Raw genomic sequence first — 17,407 nt, 5'->3', positions numbered from 1 at the left:
GTACCCACGCGGCCCCACCGGAGGCCCGGCTGGTCGTCACCGCTGTCTCAGCGCGCGCGAGACAGCGGTGACGACCAGCCGGTGATGCGGACGAGCCGGCAGCGCGGACCAAACGGCGGCGCGAGCGAGCAGGCGGCGCGAGCGAGCGGCCGGCGCGGACCAGAGGGCGGCGCGGACCAGAGGGCGGCGTGGACCGAACGGCGGTGTGGACGTGCAGGCGGCGCGGAGAGGAGGGGCCGGTGCGGACGGGAGGGCGGGGCGGGTGGATGGGTGTCCGCCGGCGTTGGAAGCGGGTGATCTGGCCGAACACGGCCGGACGGCACCAGATAGCGTCTGGAAGGGTGACGAACTCTCCACTCGAACGGGCCGGTCTGCGGCCCCGCGTCGACAAGGCCCTCTCCGGCTTCCTCGCGGCCCAGCGGGCGCGTCTGCTGGAGATCGACCCGGCGCTGGCCGAGGTGGCCGACGCGGTGTCGGCGTTCGTGCTGGGTGGCGGCAAGCGGCTGCGGCCGGCGTTCGCCTACTGGGGTTTCCGGGGTGCGGGCGGCATCGACTCCGACGAGGTGGTGGCGGCCGTCTCGGCGCTGGAGCTGGTGCAGGCGAGCGCGCTGATCCACGACGACCTGATGGACCGGTCGGACACCCGGCGCGGGGAGCCGTCGGTGCACCGGCGGTTCGAGCTGCTGCACCGCCGGGAGGGGTGGCGCAGTGACGCGGCGGGGTTCGGTGACTCGGCGGCGGTGCTCCTCGGCGACCTGGCCCTGGTCTGGTCGGACGAGCTGCTGCACGCGTCGGGGATGGGCCTGGCCGAGCTGTCCCGGGCGCGGCCGGTCTTCGACCTGATGCGGACCGAGGTGACCGTCGGGCAGTACCTGGACGTGCTCACCCAGGCGACCGCGGACACGTCGCTGGAGCGGGCCGGCAAGGTGGCCCGGTTCAAGTCGGCGAAGTACACGGTGGAGCGCCCGCTGCTGCTGGGTGCGGCGCTCGCCGGCGGCGGCCCGGAGGTCGTCGCGGCGTACGCGGCGTTCGGCCTGCCGCTGGGTGAGGCGTTCCAGATGCGCGACGACGTGCTCGGTGTCTTCGGTGACCCGGCGCAGACCGGCAAACCGGCCGGTGACGACCTGCGCGAGGGCAAGCGCACCTATCTGGTGGCGTCCGCGCTCGGGACGCTGGACGACGCCGCCCGGGCCGAGCTGGACGGGGCGCTGGGCGACCCGGCGCTGGACGACGCGGGTGTGGAGCGGCTGCGGGCGATCATCGGTGAGTCGGGGGCGCTGGACGCCACCGAGGCACGGATCGACGCGCTGAGCCGTGCGGCGCTGACCGCACTGGCGGCGGCACCCGTCGAGGAGGAGGCCCGCGAGGTGCTGCTGGCACTCGCCGACGCGGCCACCCGCCGCTCGGTCTGACACTCCCCGGTACGGCCCGCCCTCACACCTGGTGGATCGAGGGCGGGTGGCCGTACCAAATAATGATCTTGATCTGAACGGTCAGAAGCCGATGGCCTGCGCGCGGCGTTTCGCCTCGCGGGCCAGATCGCCGCCGAGCGCGGTCGCCGCATTGCCGCCGAGGGTCTCGTCCGGCGCATAGAGCCACCCGAGGGCCTCTTCGTCGTTGTACCCGGCGTCATGGAGCAGGGTCAGGACACCGGGCAGGTGCTTGAGCACGGTGGCGTTCGCCACCAGCTCGGCGGGCACCACGCGGATGCCGTCTCTGCGGACCGCCAGCAGCGATCCCTCGCGGATCAGCTGGTGCACCTTGCTGATCGTCAAACCGAGCTTTTCGGACACATCCGGCAGAGTGATCCAGCCGGAGGGGCCGGAGGTTACGGGTTCGGTCACCCGTACAGCGTGCCAGACCAGATCGGAGACCTGTTGATGAGCCTGTGGCGCAACGTCCGTTCGGAGACGGCCGGGGCCTGGCGGTCCCTCTGCTACGACCTGGGGTGGCGCCCGGAGCCCGGCGCCGGGGCCGGCCCGGACGTCACGTCGACCGGGATGAACACGTTCCCGGGTTCGCTGGTCGACCTGCCCGCCGAGCCGAGGGTGGACGAGGCCCGGCCACCGCGGCGATTCGTCACGGTTGCCGCCTTCTGCGCACTGGCGATGTGCGGGGCGGCCGGTTCGTACCTCGTCGCCACGACCGCCTTCGCCGGACGGATGACCGACACTCCGGTGGCCGCGCCGGCGGTCGCCGCGGCTCCGGTGCCACCCCGGTTCGAGAATCCGGCCCCGACCGCTACCGCGACGGGCGATAGCGCCGGGATGGGCCGCACTCCGCGCAAGCCGCACACCACCGCGCCGGCCCCGCTGCCGCCGGTCGTGACGACCACCACCCGGATTGTCGTCCCACCCCCTCCCACCAGGGAGAAGACGCAGCCCGCGGCACCGGTGACGGGCTCACCGGAGTGCGACTGCGACACCCCGCCGGTGCCGACGCCGACCGTGCCGGAACCGTCCGCGTCGGTGTCGGCCTCCCCCAGTTCGTCGGCCGATCCGAGCCCGAGCGGTCCGGTCGGGCCGAGCCCCGGCGGCGGTGCCTGGATGCCGCGCAGTGACGGCCATCACCATCGCCTCCCTTGGTGACAAAACCGTAATTTCGCCTTATGTGAAGGGCTTCCACATCAATCGGCCCAGGGCATGGGTGTTTGGATACCCGTTTGGACTCAGCTGTGACATCCTGGTCCACCCCCACTGGAAAGACACATACACTTCACGCCGATGGACACCACAGTCGCCGATACGTTGATCGGCACAACGATTGACGGGCGCTACCGGATCACCGGTCGCGTCGCCCGCGGTGGCATGGCGACCGTCTACCGGGCCACCGACGAGCGGCTTGAGCGCACCGTCGCGCTGAAGATCATCCACCCGTCGCAGGCCACCAACGTCCACTTCGTCGACCGTTTCACCGACGAGGCCAAGACGATCGCCCGCCTGACGCACCCGAATGTCGTGGCGGTCTACGACCAGGGGCGACACCAGGGCCTGCCCTATCTGGTGATGGAGTTCGTGCAGGGCCGCACCCTGCGCGACCTGCTGAGCCAGCGCACCCGGCTGAGCCCGGTCGAGGCGCTCGCGATCCTCGAGCAGATGCTCGCCGCGATCGCCGCCGCGCACCGTGCCGGCCTGGTGCACCGTGACGTCAAGCCGGAGAACGTGCTGGTCGCCGAGGCGCCCAGCGGCGGCGTGTCGGACCTGGTGGACGCCGTGGTCAAGGTGGCCGACTTCGGTCTGGCCCGGGCCATCGAGGCGAGCACCGTCGACGACTCCGGCCAGCTCATGGCCACCGTGGCGTACGTAGCGCCCGAACTGGTGCAGAACGGTCACGCCGACGCCCGCACCGACGTCTACTCGGCCGGCATCGTGCTCTTCGAGATGCTGACCGGCCGGGTGCCCTATGACGGCAACGAGCCGATCGAGGTGGCCTGGCAGCACGTCGACAACGACGTCCCGGCGCCCTCGTCGATCGTCCGGGGCCTGCCCACGGTGCTGGACCGGCTCGTGGCCCGGGCCACCCGGCGGGACGCGGGCTCCCGCCCGACCGACGCCGGCGCCTTCCTGACCGAGGTGCAGACCACGCGCGACGGTCTCGGCGTCACGCACGTCGACACCGCCCTGCTGCGCCAGGTTCCGGGCGCCCCGGGCACCTCCGACGCGACCCGGATCGTCCCGGCCATCCCGTCGGCCGACGCCACCGCGCTGGTGCCGCCGGTCCCGGCCGGCACCGCCTACCAGGCGTCACACCGCCCGTCCTGGGCCCGGCTGCCGGAGCAGGGCGGCCGCACCCCCACCGGGCCGCACCGCCGGGCCCCGGAGCCCGCCGGCGGGCTCTCCGGGTTCTTCGACGACCGGCGTCGTGTGGTGCTGACCGTGCTGATCGCGGTGATGGCCGTGGTCGTGCTGGGCAGCACCTGGTGGGTGACGCTCGGGCGCTACACCGAGACCCCCCGGCTGCTGACCATGAGCCAGGACCAGGCGGCCGCCTATGCCAAGCAGGAGGGCTTCGAGCTCATCCTGGGCGACGGCAAGTACAGCGAGACCGTGGCCAAGGGCTCGGTCCTCGAGCAGAACCCCGGGCCGCAGGACAAGATCGTCAAGGGTGACAACATCACGGTCATCCTGTCGCTCGGCCCCGAGGTGCACCCGGTCCCCGAGTTGGAGGGTCAGGAGCTGGCCTTCGCCAAGGCCCAGCTGGACTCGCTGAAACTCAAGTTCAAGCAGGGCAAGGGGCAGTACAGCGACACCGCACCGGAGGGCGTGGTGCTGTCCACCGACCCCAAGGCGGGCACCGAGCTCAGGCCGGGCGAGACCGTCACCCTGGTGCTGAGCAAGGGCAGGGCGCCGATCACCATCCCCGACGTGGTCGGCCAGAACATCAACGACGCGCGGCGGCAGCTGACCGAGCGCGGCCTCCAGGTCGTGGAGAATTCCACGGAGAGCGACAAGCCGGCCGACGAGGTGATCGCCGTGAGTCCCAAGGCGGGCACCGGCGTGGAGAAGGACACCCAGGTCACCCTCACGATCAGCAAGGGCCCGGCGCAGATCGTCCTCCAGGACGTGACGAACCAGCCGTGCCAGCAGGCGGCCGCGGCGCTCCAGGCCCAGGGAGTCCAGGTGCAGATGACCGGCGACCCGAACGCGACGGCACGGCAGATGAACCCGGGTCCCGGCACGCCGGTTCCCCCGCAGAGCATCGTCCAGCTGGTGTGCTTCCTGTGACCCTGCGCCGGATCGGATCACACACCAAGACGTCGGGAGGGCTGGCCAAGGCGGCCCTGCCGTACGTCGACGCCGCGGGGTCGGAGACCCTTCAGGTGTACGTCTCCAACTCCCGTGGCTGGGCCCTGCCGGCCGGCGACCCGAAGCAGGACGTCCTGTTCCGCGACGGGATCGGCGAACGCGGGCTGCCCGCGTACATCCACGCTTCGCTCCTGGTGAACCTCGGTTCGCCGACCGAACTGACGGTGGAACGCTCGATCGCCACCCTGGAGCACGCCCTGCTGCGGGGCAAGGCGATCGGCGCGACCGCGGTCGTCTACCACGCCGGCAGCTCGGTCGACGAGGCGCACGCCGAGAAGGCGATGCACCAGCTGCACGAGCAGTTGCTGCCGCTGCTCGACCGGGCGGCCGTCGAGGAATTGCCCCGGCTGCTGGTCGAGCCGAGCGCGGGCGGCGGCCGGAGCCTGGCGTCGAAGGTGCAGGACCTGTCGGCCTATCTGGCGGCCGTGGAGCAGCACCCGTGGCTGGGTGTCTGCTTCGACACCTGCCACGCCTGGGCGGCCGGGCACGACCTGGCCACCCCGGGCGGCATGACGTCGACGCTCGACGCGCTCGTCGAGGCCGCCGGGCCGGGCCGGCTCCAGCTGATCCACGCCAACGACTCGAAGGACGACTGCGGGTCGACGCGGGACCGGCACGAGACGATCGGAAAGGGCCGGATCGGTGCCGAGCCGTTCGCCGAGCTCTTCGCCCACCCGGCGACCGAGGGCATCCCGGTGATCGTGGAGACGCCGACGGTCGAGCACGAGGGGCATGCCGCCGACATCGCGCTGCTCAAGGGCCTCCGAGAAGCTCGCTGAGCCGGGTCGCCGGCGCACCCGCGCCCGGTGTGGTCAGTAACTCCACCCGATGGACGAGCCGGGACAGCAGGACGCCGTCCGCGGTGCCCGCGGGCAGGACCGCGAGCCCGTGGCCGGCCTCCACCAGCCCGCGCAGGACGGCCACGTCGGCACCCTCGTAGCGCAGCCCGGCACGCAGGCCGTCCACCGGCAGGTTCGCCAGGGGCGACACCACCGGGGCGTCGATCCAGTACGCCTCGGCGAGGTCGGCGAGATCCAGGGTCCGGCGGCCGGCCAGCGGGTGGTCGGGCGGCACCGTCACCACGGCGCCGTCCTGGGCCACCCCGACCGCCCCGGCCACCGGGAGCGGCAGCGGGTCGTTCGGCGCGGTGAACCCGTCGACCAGGGCGACGTCGATCTCGCCGCCGGCGGACGCGGCGACGATCCGGTCCCGGTCGGCGACCAGGACCCGGGTGTTCAGGCGGGCCGACTCGGCGCGGATCACGGCCAGTGCCCCGGAGACCCGGCGGGACCACGCCAGCGGCGTCAGGCCGACGATGAGGCGGCCGGGCGGGGCCACCGCGCGGGTCACGTCGGCGCGGGCCGCGGCGAGCCGGGCCAGCAGGGGTGTGGCGTGCCGTCGCAGGCGTTCACCGGCCGCGGTGAGCGCGACCGGGCGGCGGGTCAGCAGGGCGGTGCCGAGGTCGGCCTCGAGGGCGGCGATCTGCTGGGAGACGGCCGACTGGGTGTAGCTGAGGCGCTGGGCGGCGGCGGAGAACGAGCCGGTCTCGGCGACGGCGACGAATGTACGCAGCAGATGTGGGTCCACATCAGCGATGCTAATGAGCACAACAGCAGACATCGTTGGACCTGATCTCGCGCGGGGACGAGAGTGGACCCATGAACAGAATCGCCCTGGTCGGCGACCGATCACCGGCCGTCCGCGCGCACCACCGGATCCCCGCCCTGCTCGACGTCCTGCGCGACGACGAGGACATCGACGTCTACTGGATCCCGACGCGGGATGCCGAGGATCCCGCGGCTCTGCGCGGGTTCGACGGGATCTGGCTGGTGCCCGGCAGCCCCTACCGGAGCCCCGAAGGCGGCGTCACCGCGGCCCAGGCGGCCCGGCTCGGCGGCATCCCGTTCCTGGGCACCTGCGGCGGCTTCCAGCACGCCATGCTCGAGTTCGCCCGGCACGAGTGCGGGTTCACCGGTGCCCGCCACGCGGAGTATGCGGAGGGCGAGGAGGAGGACGCCGAGGACCTGATCGTGGAGCTGGCCTGCTCACTGGCGGGACACGAGGCCGCCGTGGAGGTGGCACCCGGGTCGCTGCTCGAGCGGCTGGTCGGTGCGTCCCGCACGGTGGAGCGTTACCACTGTTCGTATGGGATCGCCGACGCCCACCTGCAGTTGCTCAGCGCCCACGGGATGCGCTTCACCGGCCGCGACGAGAGCGGGGCGGTCCGTGCCGCCGAGCTGCCGGACCACCCGTTCTATCTGGCCACGCTCTTCCAGCCGGAGCTGGCCGGCGACGGGACGGACCCGCACCCGATCATCCGTGGTTTCGTCGCCGCCGCGTCCGCCGCTCAGGCCAGCAGGTCGGTGAGGACGTCGATGGCCTGATCCACGCCGGCCTCGTCCAGGTCGAGGTGGGTGACGAGCCGCGCGACCTGCGGCAGCATCGCGGCGATCAGCACGCCACGCTCGGCGGCGGCGGCGGCCAGTGCGGGCGCGCTCAGATCGTGTTTCGACAGATCGAGGGGGATGAGATTGGTCCGCACCTTCTCCGGGTCGACCACGCCGAACGGCGCCAGTGCCTCGGCGATCTGGCGGGCCCGCTCGTGGTCCTCGGTGAGCCGCTGGAGGTGGTGGTCGAGCGCGTACCGCCCGGCCGCGGCGAGGATACCGGCCTGCCGCATGCCGCCGCCCATCCGCTTGCGGATCACCCGGGCCTTCGCGATCCGCTCCCGGCTGCCGACGATCAGGGAACCGACCGGCGCGCCGAGTCCTTTGGAGAGACAGACGGAGAGGGTGTCGAAGAGCGCGCCGTACTCGGCGAGGGTCACCCCGTCGGCGATGTGCGCGTGCCAGATCCGGGCGCCGTCGCAGTGCAGGGCGATGCCGTGCTTGTCGGCGGCCACCCGCAGGTCCTGGAGGGTGCCGAGCGGGACGACCCCGCCGCCGCCCAGGTTGTGGGTCTGCTCGACGGCGATCGCCGCGGTCGGCACCGAGGGGAAACCGGCCGGGCGGATCATCGCGGCGATCCGCTCGGCGTCCAGGGCGGCGCCGTCGGACGGCCAGGTGCGGGTGGAGATGCCGCCCAGCATCGCGGCCGCCCCGAGCTCGTAGGTGACGACATGCGCGTCGGCGCCGGCCAGCAGCTCGCCGCCGGGCGGGACGACGAGTTGCAGGGCGATCTGGTTGGCCATCGTGCCGGACGGGGCGAAGAGCGCCGCCTCATGGCCGAACAGCTCCGCCACGTGCGCTTCGAGCGCGTTGACGGTCGGGTCGTCGCCGAAGACGTCGTCGCCGACGGCCGCGCGGGCCATCGCCGTCCGCATGCCCTTGGTCGGCCGGGTGACCGTGTCCGAACGCAGGTCAGCCACGGAGCATCTCGGCGACGAGGAACGCCAGCTCCAGGCTCTGCTGCGTGTTCAGCCGCGGGTCGCAGGCGGTCTCGTAACGGCCCGGCAGGTCGAGGTCCTCGATGCCCTGGGCGCCGCCGAGGCACTCGGTGACGTCCTCACCGGTCAGCTCGACGTGGATGCCGCCCGGGTGGGTGCCGAGGCCGCGGTGCACCTCGAAGTAGCCGAGCACCTCGTCGACGACCCGGTCGAAATGACGGGTCTTGTAGCCGTTGGACGACTCGTGGGTGTTGCCGTGCATCGGGTCGCACTGCCAGACGACCTTGGCGCCGGAGGCGTGCACCTTCTCCACGATCGGGGGCAGGGCGTCGCGGATCTTGCCGTTGCCCATCCGGCTGATCAGCGTGAGCCGGCCCGGCTCGTTGCGCGGATTGAGCCGCTCGCAGAGCTCGATCGCGGTCTCCGGCGACGTGCCGGGGCCGATCTTGACGCCGATCGGGTTGGCGATCCGGCTGATGAAGTCGATGTGCGCGTGGTCGAGCTGCCGGGTGCGCTCACCGATCCACAGGAAGTGGCCGGACAGCCCGTAGGCACGGCCGTCGGAGACCCGGGTGAGCGCCCGGTCGTATTCCAGGGCGAGGGCCTCGTGCGAGCAGTAGAGGCTGACGGTCCGCAGGGCCTCGCTGTCGGTCATGCCGCAGGCGCGGATGAAGTCGAGGGCGCGGTCGATCTCGCGGGCGATCGCCTCGTAACGCTCGCCGGCCGGGGAGGCGCGGACGAAGTCCTTGTTCCAGTCGTGCAGGCCGTGCAGGTCGGCGAGACCACCCGAAAGATACGCGCGCAGCATGTTCATGGCGGCGGCCGAGTTCGCATACGCCCGGATCATCCGCTGCGGGTCGGCGATCCGCGCCGCCTCGTCCGGCTCCAGCGAGTTGATCATGTCGCCGCGGTAGGCGGGCAGACCGAGCGAGTCGGTCGGTGCGGAGCGGGGCTTGGTGTACTGCCCGGCGACCCGGGCGACCTTGACCACCGGCATCGACGCGCCGTAGGTGAGCACGACCGCCATCTGCAACAGGGTGCGCGCGTTGGCCAGCAGGTGGCTCTCGGTGTTGTCGGCGAAGGTCTCGGCACAGTCGCCGCCCTGGAGCAGGAAGGCACGGCCCTCGCAGACCTCGGCGAGCCGGTGCCGGAGCTGGTCGACCTCGTAGGGCGCGACGATCGACGGCACGTTGTCGAGGACCTTGCAGACCTCGGCGACCTCGGCCATGTCCGGCCAGGGCGGCATCTGGACGCGCGGCAGGCTGCGCCACCGGTCGAGTCCCAGAGCCTCGTCCTCGGCCGAGTCGGTGGACGGCCGGGAGGTCTGGAGAGCCGGGTTGCCCACCCCGGGGTGACTGAGCTGATGCCACTCGCGACGCATACGCAGAAGCGTACGGAAGGGGGGCACCGGGTTCCCCCGGTGCCCCCCTTGGAAAGAGCCGCTACAGGTTGCTCTTGATCGCGGTGATCAGCTCACCGTTGGCGGTGTCGCCGGAGAGCTCCCAGAAGAACGCCCCGCCGAGACCCTGGTTCTTGGCGTAGGTCAGCTTGCCGGCGATCGTCGACGGGGTGTCGTAACCCCACCAGTTGCCGCCGCAGAAGGCGTACGCCGTGCCACCGACCGTGCCGGTCGCCGGGCACTTGGTCTTGAGGACCTTGTAGTCCTCGATGCCCGCCTCGTAGGTGCCGGGCGCGGCGCCGGTCGCGCTGCCACCCGGGGCGGCCTGGGTGACGCCGGTCCAGCCGCGGCCGTAGAAGCCGATGCCGAGCAGGATCTTGGCCGCCGGGACGCCCTTGCTCTTCAGCTTCTGGATCGCCGCGTCGGAGTTGAACCCGGCCTGCGGGATGCCGTTGTACGAGGTCAGCGGCGAGTGCGGGGCGGTCGGGCCCTGCGCGCTGAAGGCGCCGAAGTAGTCGTACGTCATCGGGAAGACCTTGTCGAGCTTCGCGATGCCGGCCGCGTAGTCGGCCACGTCGAGCTTGCCGCCGTTGCTGCCGTCGGCGGAGATCGCCGAGGTGATCAGGTTGTTGCTGCCGAACCGGGTGCGCAGCGCGCTGATCACGTTGGCGTAGGCGGCCGGGCCGCTGGCGTCACAGGAGAGACCGCAGGCGTTCGGGTACTCCCAGTCGATGTCGATGCCGTCGAAGACGTCCGCCCAGCGCGGGTCCTCGACCAGGTTGTAGCAGCTCTCGGCGAAGGCGCCCGGGTTGGCGGCCGCCTGGGTGAAGCCGCCGGACCAGGTCCAGCCGCCGACCGAGTAGATCACCTTGAGGCCCGGGTACTTCTTCTTGAGCTTGCGGAGCTGGTTGAACGAGCCACGCAGCGGCTGGTCCCAGGTGTCCGCGACACCGTCGACGCTCTCGGCGGCGGTGTACGCCTTCTCGTAGTCGGCGTAGGAGTCACCGATGCTGCAGCGGCCGCCGGTGGTGTTGGCGAACGCGTACAGGATGTGGGTCAGCTTGGACGCCGAGCCGGAGGTGTCGATGTTCTTGACGTGGTAGCCGCGACCGTAGACGCCCCACTCGGCGAAGTAGCCGACGACCCACTTGTCGCCGGTGGCCGGCGGCGTGGTGGGCGGAGTGGTCGGCGGCGTGGTGGGCGGAGTGGTCGGCGGCGTGGTGGGCGGGGTGGTCGGGGGCGTGGTGCCGCCGCCGCAGACGCCGTTGTCGATCCAGACCGCCCACTGGCTGCTGTTCGTGGCCGGGGACTCGTTCTGGGTCCACCACTTGGCGGTGTAGTTGTGGCCGTTCTGCGAGGAGACGTTGTCCTTCACGTAGACGGCGGAAGCGGACCAGGGGGTGGCACAGGCGGCAGCGGCGGACGCCTGGCTCATCGGCACGGCGATGCTGGAGGCCAGCACGATCGCGCCGGTGATGAGCGCCCGACGGGGGGTTGTACGCAAGGATGTCTCCTCAAACAGTTAGGAAACTTTCCAAAGAGAGGGTTGAAGAGACCGTAGTCACATCGATTAACAACAGTCAAGCGGAGTGAACAGCTTTAAGGTCTCTTTAACATCGCGGGTCGCGTCACGACGGCGTGCAATCGGGCGGACACTGCAAGTAGTCTTCCGTCATGACCATCTTCGACGTCAACATTGGCGCCCTCACCGGTGGCGCGACCGAATTGGACCGTTACCGCGGCAAGGTCGTGCTGGTGGTCAACGTGGCCTCGCGATGCGGTCTCACCCCGCAGTACGCGAAGCTCCAGAGCCTCTGGGAGACCTACCGCGAACGGGACCTCGTGCTGGTCGGCGTGCCGTGCGACCAGTTCGGCGGCCAGGAGCCCGGTACCGCCGAACAGATCGACGAGTTCTGCCGGGTCAACTACGGCGTGACCTTCCCGGTGACCGAGAAGGTGGAGGTCAACGGGCCCGGCCGGCACCCCCTCTACCGGGAGCTGGTCGGCGACGGCGAGGACATCTCGTGGAACTTCGAGAAGTTCGTGATCGCCCCCGACGGGACCGTGGCGGCCCGGTTCGACCCCGGCACCGCCCCCGACGACGATGACCTCGTCGCGACGATCGAGAAGCTGCTGCCGCACTGATGAGCATCCACGTGATCGGCGTCGACGCGTACGCGCTCGGTTGGGTCGGCGTCGAACTGCGCGACGGGGCCTTCGGGCGCGCCGTCCTGGCCGCCACCCTCTACGAGATCGTCGCCGGCAGCTCCGGTGCCGCCGTGATCGGCGTGGACATCCCCCTGGGCATGCTGCCCGACCGGTGGCGGGCCGCCGACACCCTCGCCGCCGATCAGCTCGGCCCACGCCGCGGCAGCGTCTTCCGGGTGCCACCGCGGGCGGTCTGGCAGGAGCCCGACTTCGCCTCCGCCAACCGGCTCTGCCGGGAGCTGACCGGCGCCGGGCTCAGCCGGCAGTCCTGGGCGCTGCGGCCCAAGCTGCTCGAGGCGAACGCGATCTGGGAACGGCACCCCGGGCTGCTCTTCGAGGCCCACCCGGAGGTCTCGTTCCGCACCATGGCCGGCGAGCCGCTGCCGCACGCCAAGAAGACGTGGAGCGGCCAGACCCGCCGCCGGGAACTCCTGGCCCGCAACGGCATCGTCCTGCCGGACAAGCTGGGCCCGGCCGGGCAGGCGCCGCCCGACGACATCCTCGACGCGGCCGCGGTCGCCTGGACCGCCCACCGCGTCGCCACCGGAGCGGCCCTCAGCCACCCCAGCCCGCCGGAAGAGGAGAACGGCAGCAGAATCGCGATCTACTACTGATTCGGTACGGCCACCGGCCGACAACCGCACGAGCAGCCGCCCCGTCCCCTACCCCGCGGCGCGGGCGGCAGGCCCGGCCGCAACGCGACCGCCGGGCGGATGCGGCGGTCACCGTGAGATCTCCGGCTGGCTCTCACCGCTGTCTCAGCGCCTCTGAGACAGCGGTGAGAGCCAGCCGGATCACTGCGCGTGGGCGCCCAGCCGGATCACTGCCTGGGCGGCCCAGCCGGATCACTTCGCCTGGGCGGCGATCTCGCCGGCGCGGTCGCGGGCCGCCTCGAGCGCGCCGAGCACCGCCGCGCGGACCCCGTGGCGCTCCAGCTCGCGCAGGGCAGCGGCGGTCGTCCCGGCCGGGGAGGTGACCGCCTCCCGGAGCTTGACCGGGTGCTCGCCGGAGTCACGCAGCATGGCAGCCGACCCGACGGCAGTCTGCACGGCCAGCTCGTGGGCGACCGTGCGCGGCAATCCCAGCAGGACACCCGCGTCGATCATCGCTTCGACGAACAGATAGAAGTAGGCCGGTCCGGACCCCGAGACGGCGGTGACCGCGTCCTGTTGGGACTCCGGGACACGGACAGTGACACCGAGCGGTTCGAACATCTGCTCGGCGATGTCCAGATGCTCCGCGGTGGCGTGCGGCCCGGCGGAGATCGCGGTCATCGCCCGGTCCACGATGGCCGGGGTGTTCGTCATCACCCGGATCACCGGGGTGCCCTCGGCCAGGCGGGACGCGAAGAAGCCGGTCGGCAGCCCCGCGCAGAGCGACACGACGAGCCTGCCGGCGTCGATCCGGCCCCTGATCTCGTCGAGGAGCGCTCCGGCGTCCTGCGGTTTGACCGCTATCGCCAGGACGTCGGCCCGCCCGGCGGCGGTGACGTTGTCGACGACCTCCACGCCGTACCGCTCGGCCAACTCGGTGGCACGGGCCGGGCGGCGGGCGGTGGCCAGCACCTTCTCCCGGGGCCAGCCGGAGCGGAGCAGACCGGCGACGACGAGTTCACCGATCTTGCCGGTCCCGAGCACGGCGACGGTGGGCTTGGGCAACGGAGACTCCTCGACGGATCAGCGAGACGGCGGACAGCCGCCGCACGGACGGCGGGCGGGCGTGGGAACGCGAAATGCCGGGGGCGACGGGCCCCCGGCATCACGACGGATGGATCAGCTGCCGAAGAAGACCTCGGCCTCTTCGTAACGCTCGAGCGGAACGGTCTTCAGCTCGCCGGTGCCCTCGATGAGCGGGATCCGGACGACGTCGGTGCCCTTGAGCGCCACCATCTTGCCGAAGTCACCCTCGTGGACGGCGTCGATCGCCTGGAGGCCGAACCGGGTCGACAGGACCCGGTCGAAGGCGGTCGGGGTGCCACCGCGCTGGATGTGACCGAGGACGACCGTACGGGCCTCCTTGCCGGTCTTCTCCTCCAGCTGCTGGGCGAGCCACTGGCCGATGCCGCCGAGGCGGACGTGACCGAAGCTGTCCAGCTCCTGGTTGTGCAGGACCATCTGGCCGTCGAGCGGCTGGGCGCCCTCGGCGACGACGACGATCGGTGCGTACTCCACCTGGAAGCGCTTGGTCACGTAGGTCGCGACCTGCTCGACGTCGAACTGGCGCTCCGGCAGCAGGATGACGTTGGCGCCACCGGCGAGGCCGGCGTGCAGCGCGATCCAGCCGGCGTGCCGGCCCATGACCTCGACGACCAGGGTGCGGTGGTGCGACTCGGCGGTGGTGTGCAGCCGGTCGATGGCCTCCATCGCGATGTTGACCGCAGTGTCGAAGCCGAAGGTGTAGTCGGTGCCGTTCAGGTCGTTGTCGATCGTCTTCGGCACGCCGACGACGTTGACGCCCAGCTCGGACAGCTTGGTGGCGACGCCGAGGGTGTCCTCGCCGCCGATCGCCACGAGCGCGTCGACGCCCTGCTCGGTGAGGTTCGACTTGATCCGCTCGACACCGTTCTCGATCTTGAACGGGTTGGTGCGGGAGGAGCCCAGGATGGTGCCGCCGCGCGGCAGGATGCCACGCACCTCCGCGATGCCCAGCGGCTTCGTCAGACCCTCCAGCGGGCCCTTCCAGCCGTCGCGGAATCCGACGAACTCGTGACCGTAAGCGGTGACGCCCTTACGGACGACGGCGCGGATGACCGCGTTGAGACCGGGGCAGTCGCCGCCACCGGTGAGCACGCCGATACGCATTATTCTTCCCCCTGGATCGGGTAGCGAGATGCGGATAGCCCGTTGAGGCCCCAGGGACGATTTCGTCGGCAGCGTTGCCGGCCCGGGGCGGGCCGCAACCGCACTCTAGTCGTCGCATCTGAGCCACCCGACGGCGGCCCACTAAAGCCGGAGAGTTTCGATGCGGTCACGGCACCGCGACGGAACGGCAACCTCACAACATCGACTCGATCGCCCCCAGTGCCTCGGCGTCGCGTCCGAGAGCTGCCGGAACCACGGTGAGGGCGGCGGCCACGGCCGGGGCACAGTGCCGCTGGAGCGCCTCCCGGACCCCGTCGACGACGAAATCACCCGGCTCGGTGAACCGGCCCCCGACGACCACCACGGCCGGATCGAAAACGGACACCAGCGCGGTGACCGTACGCCCGATCAAGCGGCCCGCGTCGAGCAGCGCACGCCGGGCGGGACGGTCCCCGGAGGCGGCCCGGGCCAGCAGCCGGCTCTCGTCGGGCGGGCCGCCGTCGGACACCGCGGCGAAATACCCCGGCGACAGGAACGCGCTGAGGCATCCCCGTCTGCCGCACAGGCACAGCGGCCCGATCTCGCGGACGGTGAGGTGCCCGACCTCCCCCGCATATCCGATCGCCCCGGCGTGCGGCCGTCCGCCGGACACCAGCCCGGCCCCGGTGTACTGGTCGCAGCTGAGGAACAGCACGTCGCGGGCACCCCGGGCGGCGCCCCGCCGGCTCTCCGCCAGCGCCGCCAGCTGGGCGTTGTTGGTGACCCGCACCGGGCGGCCGAGCACCGCGGAGATCTCCTCGGCCGGTGAGAACCCGGCGAACATGGTCAGCACACTGCGGGAACTGAGGTGCCCGGCGACCGGGTGCACCGGCGCCGGCATGCTCACCGCGAACCGGGTTCCCGGCCCCGGCCGCCCGCCGTGACCGTCCAGCAGTTCCAGCACGTACTCGGCGGTGGCCCGCATGACCGCCCGGCCGTCCAGGGCCGGCGACATCCCCCGGACATCCGACCAGCGGACCGCACCCGTCCCGTCGGTGGCGATCACCCGGACACCGTCACCGCCGATCGCCACGCCGACCAGCAACTCCCCGGGCGCCACCAGGCGGAAGCACGGCGACGGCCGGCCGGCGCGCGGCCCGTCCGCGGCACACCGCTCGACGACGCCGTCCCGGGCCAGCCCGTCCAGCAGCGCGGCCACCGCCGCCCGCGGCAGCCGGGTGTGTTTCACCAGATCACTGCGGGTCGCCTGGCCGAGCCCCCGCAGCGTCTCGACGAGGATCTCGCGCCGCACGGCCCGCTCCCGCTCCCCCGGCGTCGCGAGGCCGGCGGCACTTCCGGCAGCGGGCCGCGCGAGATCGACGGCACCCCCGGCGCCGGCTTTCCCCGATCGCGCGAGGCCGTCGGCGCTCCCGGCGGCGGGATCGCCCCTCGGCGCGAGGTCCGCGGTGGTCACGGTGGGTGAGACCCGGGCGAGGGTACGGCTACCGCGCGCCGCCGGGGTGGCCCGCAGCCCGGCCCAGAGGGCGCCGAGCAGCCCCGCCCGTTCGCCCAGCGTTCCGGCCCGGACCGAGGTGGCGGCCGTCACCTCGGGCTGCGCGTACCGCTGGAGGGACTCGCCGACCGCGGTGACGATCGGCCCGCCCGCCTCGATCAGCGGCCCGTCCAGCACGATCAGCGCCGGGTTGACGGTGTTGGCCAGGTCGGCGACGACCCGCCCGATCATCCGGCCGGCGTCGGCGAGGATCCGCTCGGTGGCCTCGTCGGTGCGGGACAGCTCGACCGCGCGCCGGGCGGTGACCGGTTCGCCGTGGGGTGTGCCGAGGGCGGCGAGGATGGCCGGGGCCGAGGCGATCGTGTCCAGGCAGCCCCGGTTGCCGCAGCGGCAGAGCGGGCCGATCTCGTCCATCTGGACGTGCCCGATCCGGCCGGCGGCGCCGTGTGCCCCGTGGTGCAGCACGCCGCCGAGGAGCAGGCCGCCGGTGATGCCCGAGCCGACCCGCAGATAGCAGACGTCGGTGTGGCCGGCCGCGGTCCCGTAGCCGACCTCACCGAGCAGGCTCAGCTCGGCGGCGGTGCGGACGACTACCCGGCGGCCGAGGCGCTGCTGCAGACCGGTGGCGAGGGCGGGGTCCTGGTCGGCGCCGAGGCCGAGCACGACCGACCAGACCGGCCCTTCGACGACGGTCGCGCACTCGGCGACCAGAAGCGCGAGGGTGTCCAGGAGAGCCGGAGCATCCAGGAGAGCCGGAGCGTCCAGGGAAGCGGGAGCGTCCAGAAGAGCGGAGGCGTCCAGGTGGGCGGAGGCGTCCGGGGCGTTGCCGGTGTGCCGGTGCTCGGTGAGGATGCGCCCGGTGAGGTCGGCGCTCGCCACGCGTACCCCCTGGGTCGTCACGATCGCGCCCACCACCCCGCCCGCCGCCGGACCGAGGGTGATCGACCGGGCGGGACGCCCGGCGCGGGTCCCGTCGGGGACCGCGGCCTCCTCGGCCAGCAGGCCGGCCGTGAGCAGCTCGGTGACCAGGCCGTCGACGGTCATCCGGGCCATGCCGGTGCGCCGGGCCAGGTCGGCGCGGGTGCTCCGGCCGGCCTCGCGGACCGCGGCCAGGAGCAGGTCCCGGCGGATCTGATGCACCCTCCGGCCCGCCATGGACCCAGTTTTGCCGCAACTGGACGTAATTACCGGCCGATAGCGACGCCGGTCACATCCATGACCGGGCAAACCGGGCGGCGGTAATGCGAAACACCGGCAAATCACAGCCGTGAGCAGGCCTTTTCGGCACTGGTTCGGCGCTGATCGAATCGATACGTT

General features: G+C 72.1%; 15 protein-coding genes. 7 read left to right on the top strand and 8 right to left on the bottom strand.

The features are described from left to right. Positions 1 to 341 precede the first annotated feature (341 nt). Positions 342 to 1,412 (top strand): polyprenyl synthetase family protein, encoded by a 1,071-nt coding sequence (locus tag BC793_RS11750; RefSeq protein ID WP_239169876.1) that lies wholly within the window; start codon positions 342 to 344, stop codon positions 1,410 to 1,412. A gap of 81 nt (positions 1,413 to 1,493) precedes the next feature. Here BC793_RS11750 and BC793_RS11745 read toward each other — a convergent pair whose 3' ends face one another. Then, positions 1,494 to 1,844 (bottom strand): Rv2175c family DNA-binding protein, encoded by a 351-nt coding sequence (locus BC793_RS11745; RefSeq protein WP_109592178.1) that lies wholly within the window; start codon positions 1,842 to 1,844, stop codon positions 1,494 to 1,496. 9 nt (positions 1,845 to 1,853) lie between these two features. Here BC793_RS11745 and BC793_RS11740 point away from each other — a divergent pair, with 9 nt between their 5' ends. The 3 genes from BC793_RS11740 (at position 1,854) to BC793_RS11730 (ending at position 5,584) form a co-directional block, all read left to right on the top strand. Beyond that, positions 1,854 to 2,588 (top strand): hypothetical protein, encoded by a 735-nt coding sequence (locus BC793_RS11740; protein ID WP_146246236.1) that lies wholly within the window; start codon positions 1,854 to 1,856, stop codon positions 2,586 to 2,588. Between the two features lie 135 nt (positions 2,589 to 2,723). After that, positions 2,724 to 4,724 carry a Stk1 family PASTA domain-containing Ser/Thr kinase gene (gene pknB / locus BC793_RS11735; RefSeq protein ID WP_109592174.1) on the top strand — a complete coding sequence of 667 codons (2,001 nt, stop codon included), beginning with the start codon at positions 2,724 to 2,726 and terminating at the stop codon, positions 4,722 to 4,724. Beyond that, positions 4,712 to 5,584: a deoxyribonuclease IV gene (locus tag BC793_RS11730; protein ID WP_170167223.1), complete on the top strand. Its 873-nt coding sequence runs from the start codon at positions 4,712 to 4,714 to the stop codon at positions 5,582 to 5,584. The genes pknB and BC793_RS11730 overlap by 13 nt, the downstream gene beginning before the upstream one ends. On the opposite strand, the gene BC793_RS11725 is transcribed toward BC793_RS11730, so the two are convergent. After that, positions 5,559 to 6,392, bottom strand: a complete 834-nt coding sequence (locus BC793_RS11725) for a LysR family transcriptional regulator (protein ID WP_109592170.1) — start codon at positions 6,390 to 6,392, stop codon at positions 5,559 to 5,561. The two genes, BC793_RS11730 and BC793_RS11725, sit on opposite strands and share 26 nt — an antisense overlap. Positions 6,393 to 6,463: 71 nt before the next feature. Between BC793_RS11725 and BC793_RS11720 the strand changes: the two genes are divergently transcribed. Next, positions 6,464 to 7,189, top strand: a complete 726-nt coding sequence (locus BC793_RS11720; protein ID WP_109592168.1) for a CTP synthase C-terminal region-related (seleno)protein — start codon at positions 6,464 to 6,466, stop codon at positions 7,187 to 7,189. Here BC793_RS11720 and BC793_RS11715 read toward each other — a convergent pair. From BC793_RS11715 to BC793_RS11705, 3 genes are all read right to left on the bottom strand, one after another. Next, entirely contained in the window at positions 7,153 to 8,172 is a 1,020-nt protein-coding gene (locus BC793_RS11715; protein ID WP_109592166.1) for a threonine aldolase family protein, read from the bottom strand. The genes BC793_RS11720 and BC793_RS11715 overlap by 37 nt on opposite strands. After that, positions 8,165 to 9,571 (bottom strand): class II 3-deoxy-7-phosphoheptulonate synthase, encoded by a 1,407-nt coding sequence (locus BC793_RS11710; RefSeq protein ID WP_109592164.1) that lies wholly within the window; start codon positions 9,569 to 9,571, stop codon positions 8,165 to 8,167. The genes BC793_RS11715 and BC793_RS11710 overlap by 8 nt, the downstream gene beginning before the upstream one ends. A 61-nt stretch (positions 9,572 to 9,632) precedes the next feature. Further along, the gene (locus tag BC793_RS11705) at positions 9,633 to 11,093 is read right to left on the bottom strand and encodes a glycosyl hydrolase family 18 protein (RefSeq protein ID WP_109592163.1); all 1,461 of its coding nucleotides are present in this window, start codon (positions 11,091 to 11,093) and stop codon (positions 9,633 to 9,635) included. A 170-nt stretch (positions 11,094 to 11,263) separates the two neighbouring features. On the opposite strand from BC793_RS11705, the gene BC793_RS11700 reads away from it, so the two are divergent. Together BC793_RS11700 and BC793_RS11695 are read left to right on the top strand one after the other, a co-directional pair. Beyond that, complete coding sequence (locus BC793_RS11700) at positions 11,264 to 11,734, top strand: glutathione peroxidase (protein WP_109592161.1); 471 nt, start codon at positions 11,264 to 11,266, stop codon at positions 11,732 to 11,734. Then, positions 11,734 to 12,411 (top strand): DUF429 domain-containing protein, encoded by a 678-nt coding sequence (locus BC793_RS11695; RefSeq protein WP_109592160.1) that lies wholly within the window; start codon positions 11,734 to 11,736, stop codon positions 12,409 to 12,411. The genes BC793_RS11700 and BC793_RS11695 overlap by 1 nt, the downstream gene beginning before the upstream one ends. Positions 12,412 to 12,642: 231 nt before the next feature. On the opposite strand, the gene proC is transcribed toward BC793_RS11695, so the two are convergent. From proC to BC793_RS11680, 3 genes are all read right to left on the bottom strand, one after another. Then, positions 12,643 to 13,455 (bottom strand): pyrroline-5-carboxylate reductase, encoded by an 813-nt coding sequence (proC, locus tag BC793_RS11690; RefSeq protein WP_109592158.1) that lies wholly within the window; start codon positions 13,453 to 13,455, stop codon positions 12,643 to 12,645. A gap of 114 nt (positions 13,456 to 13,569) precedes the next feature. Next, positions 13,570 to 14,598 (bottom strand): 6-phosphofructokinase, encoded by a 1,029-nt coding sequence (locus tag BC793_RS11685; protein WP_109592156.1) that lies wholly within the window; start codon positions 14,596 to 14,598, stop codon positions 13,570 to 13,572. Between the two features lie 193 nt (positions 14,599 to 14,791). Beyond that, a complete protein-coding gene (locus BC793_RS11680) occupies positions 14,792 to 17,245 on the bottom strand; it encodes an ROK family protein (protein ID WP_109592154.1) in 2,454 nt (817 codons plus the stop codon). Positions 17,246 to 17,407 lie beyond the last annotated feature (162 nt).

This window comes from Actinoplanes xinjiangensis (assembly GCF_003148685.1).
GTDB lineage: Bacteria > Actinomycetota > Actinomycetes > Mycobacteriales > Micromonosporaceae > Actinoplanes > Actinoplanes xinjiangensis.
This window is presented reverse-complemented; position numbering and strand designations above follow the sequence as displayed.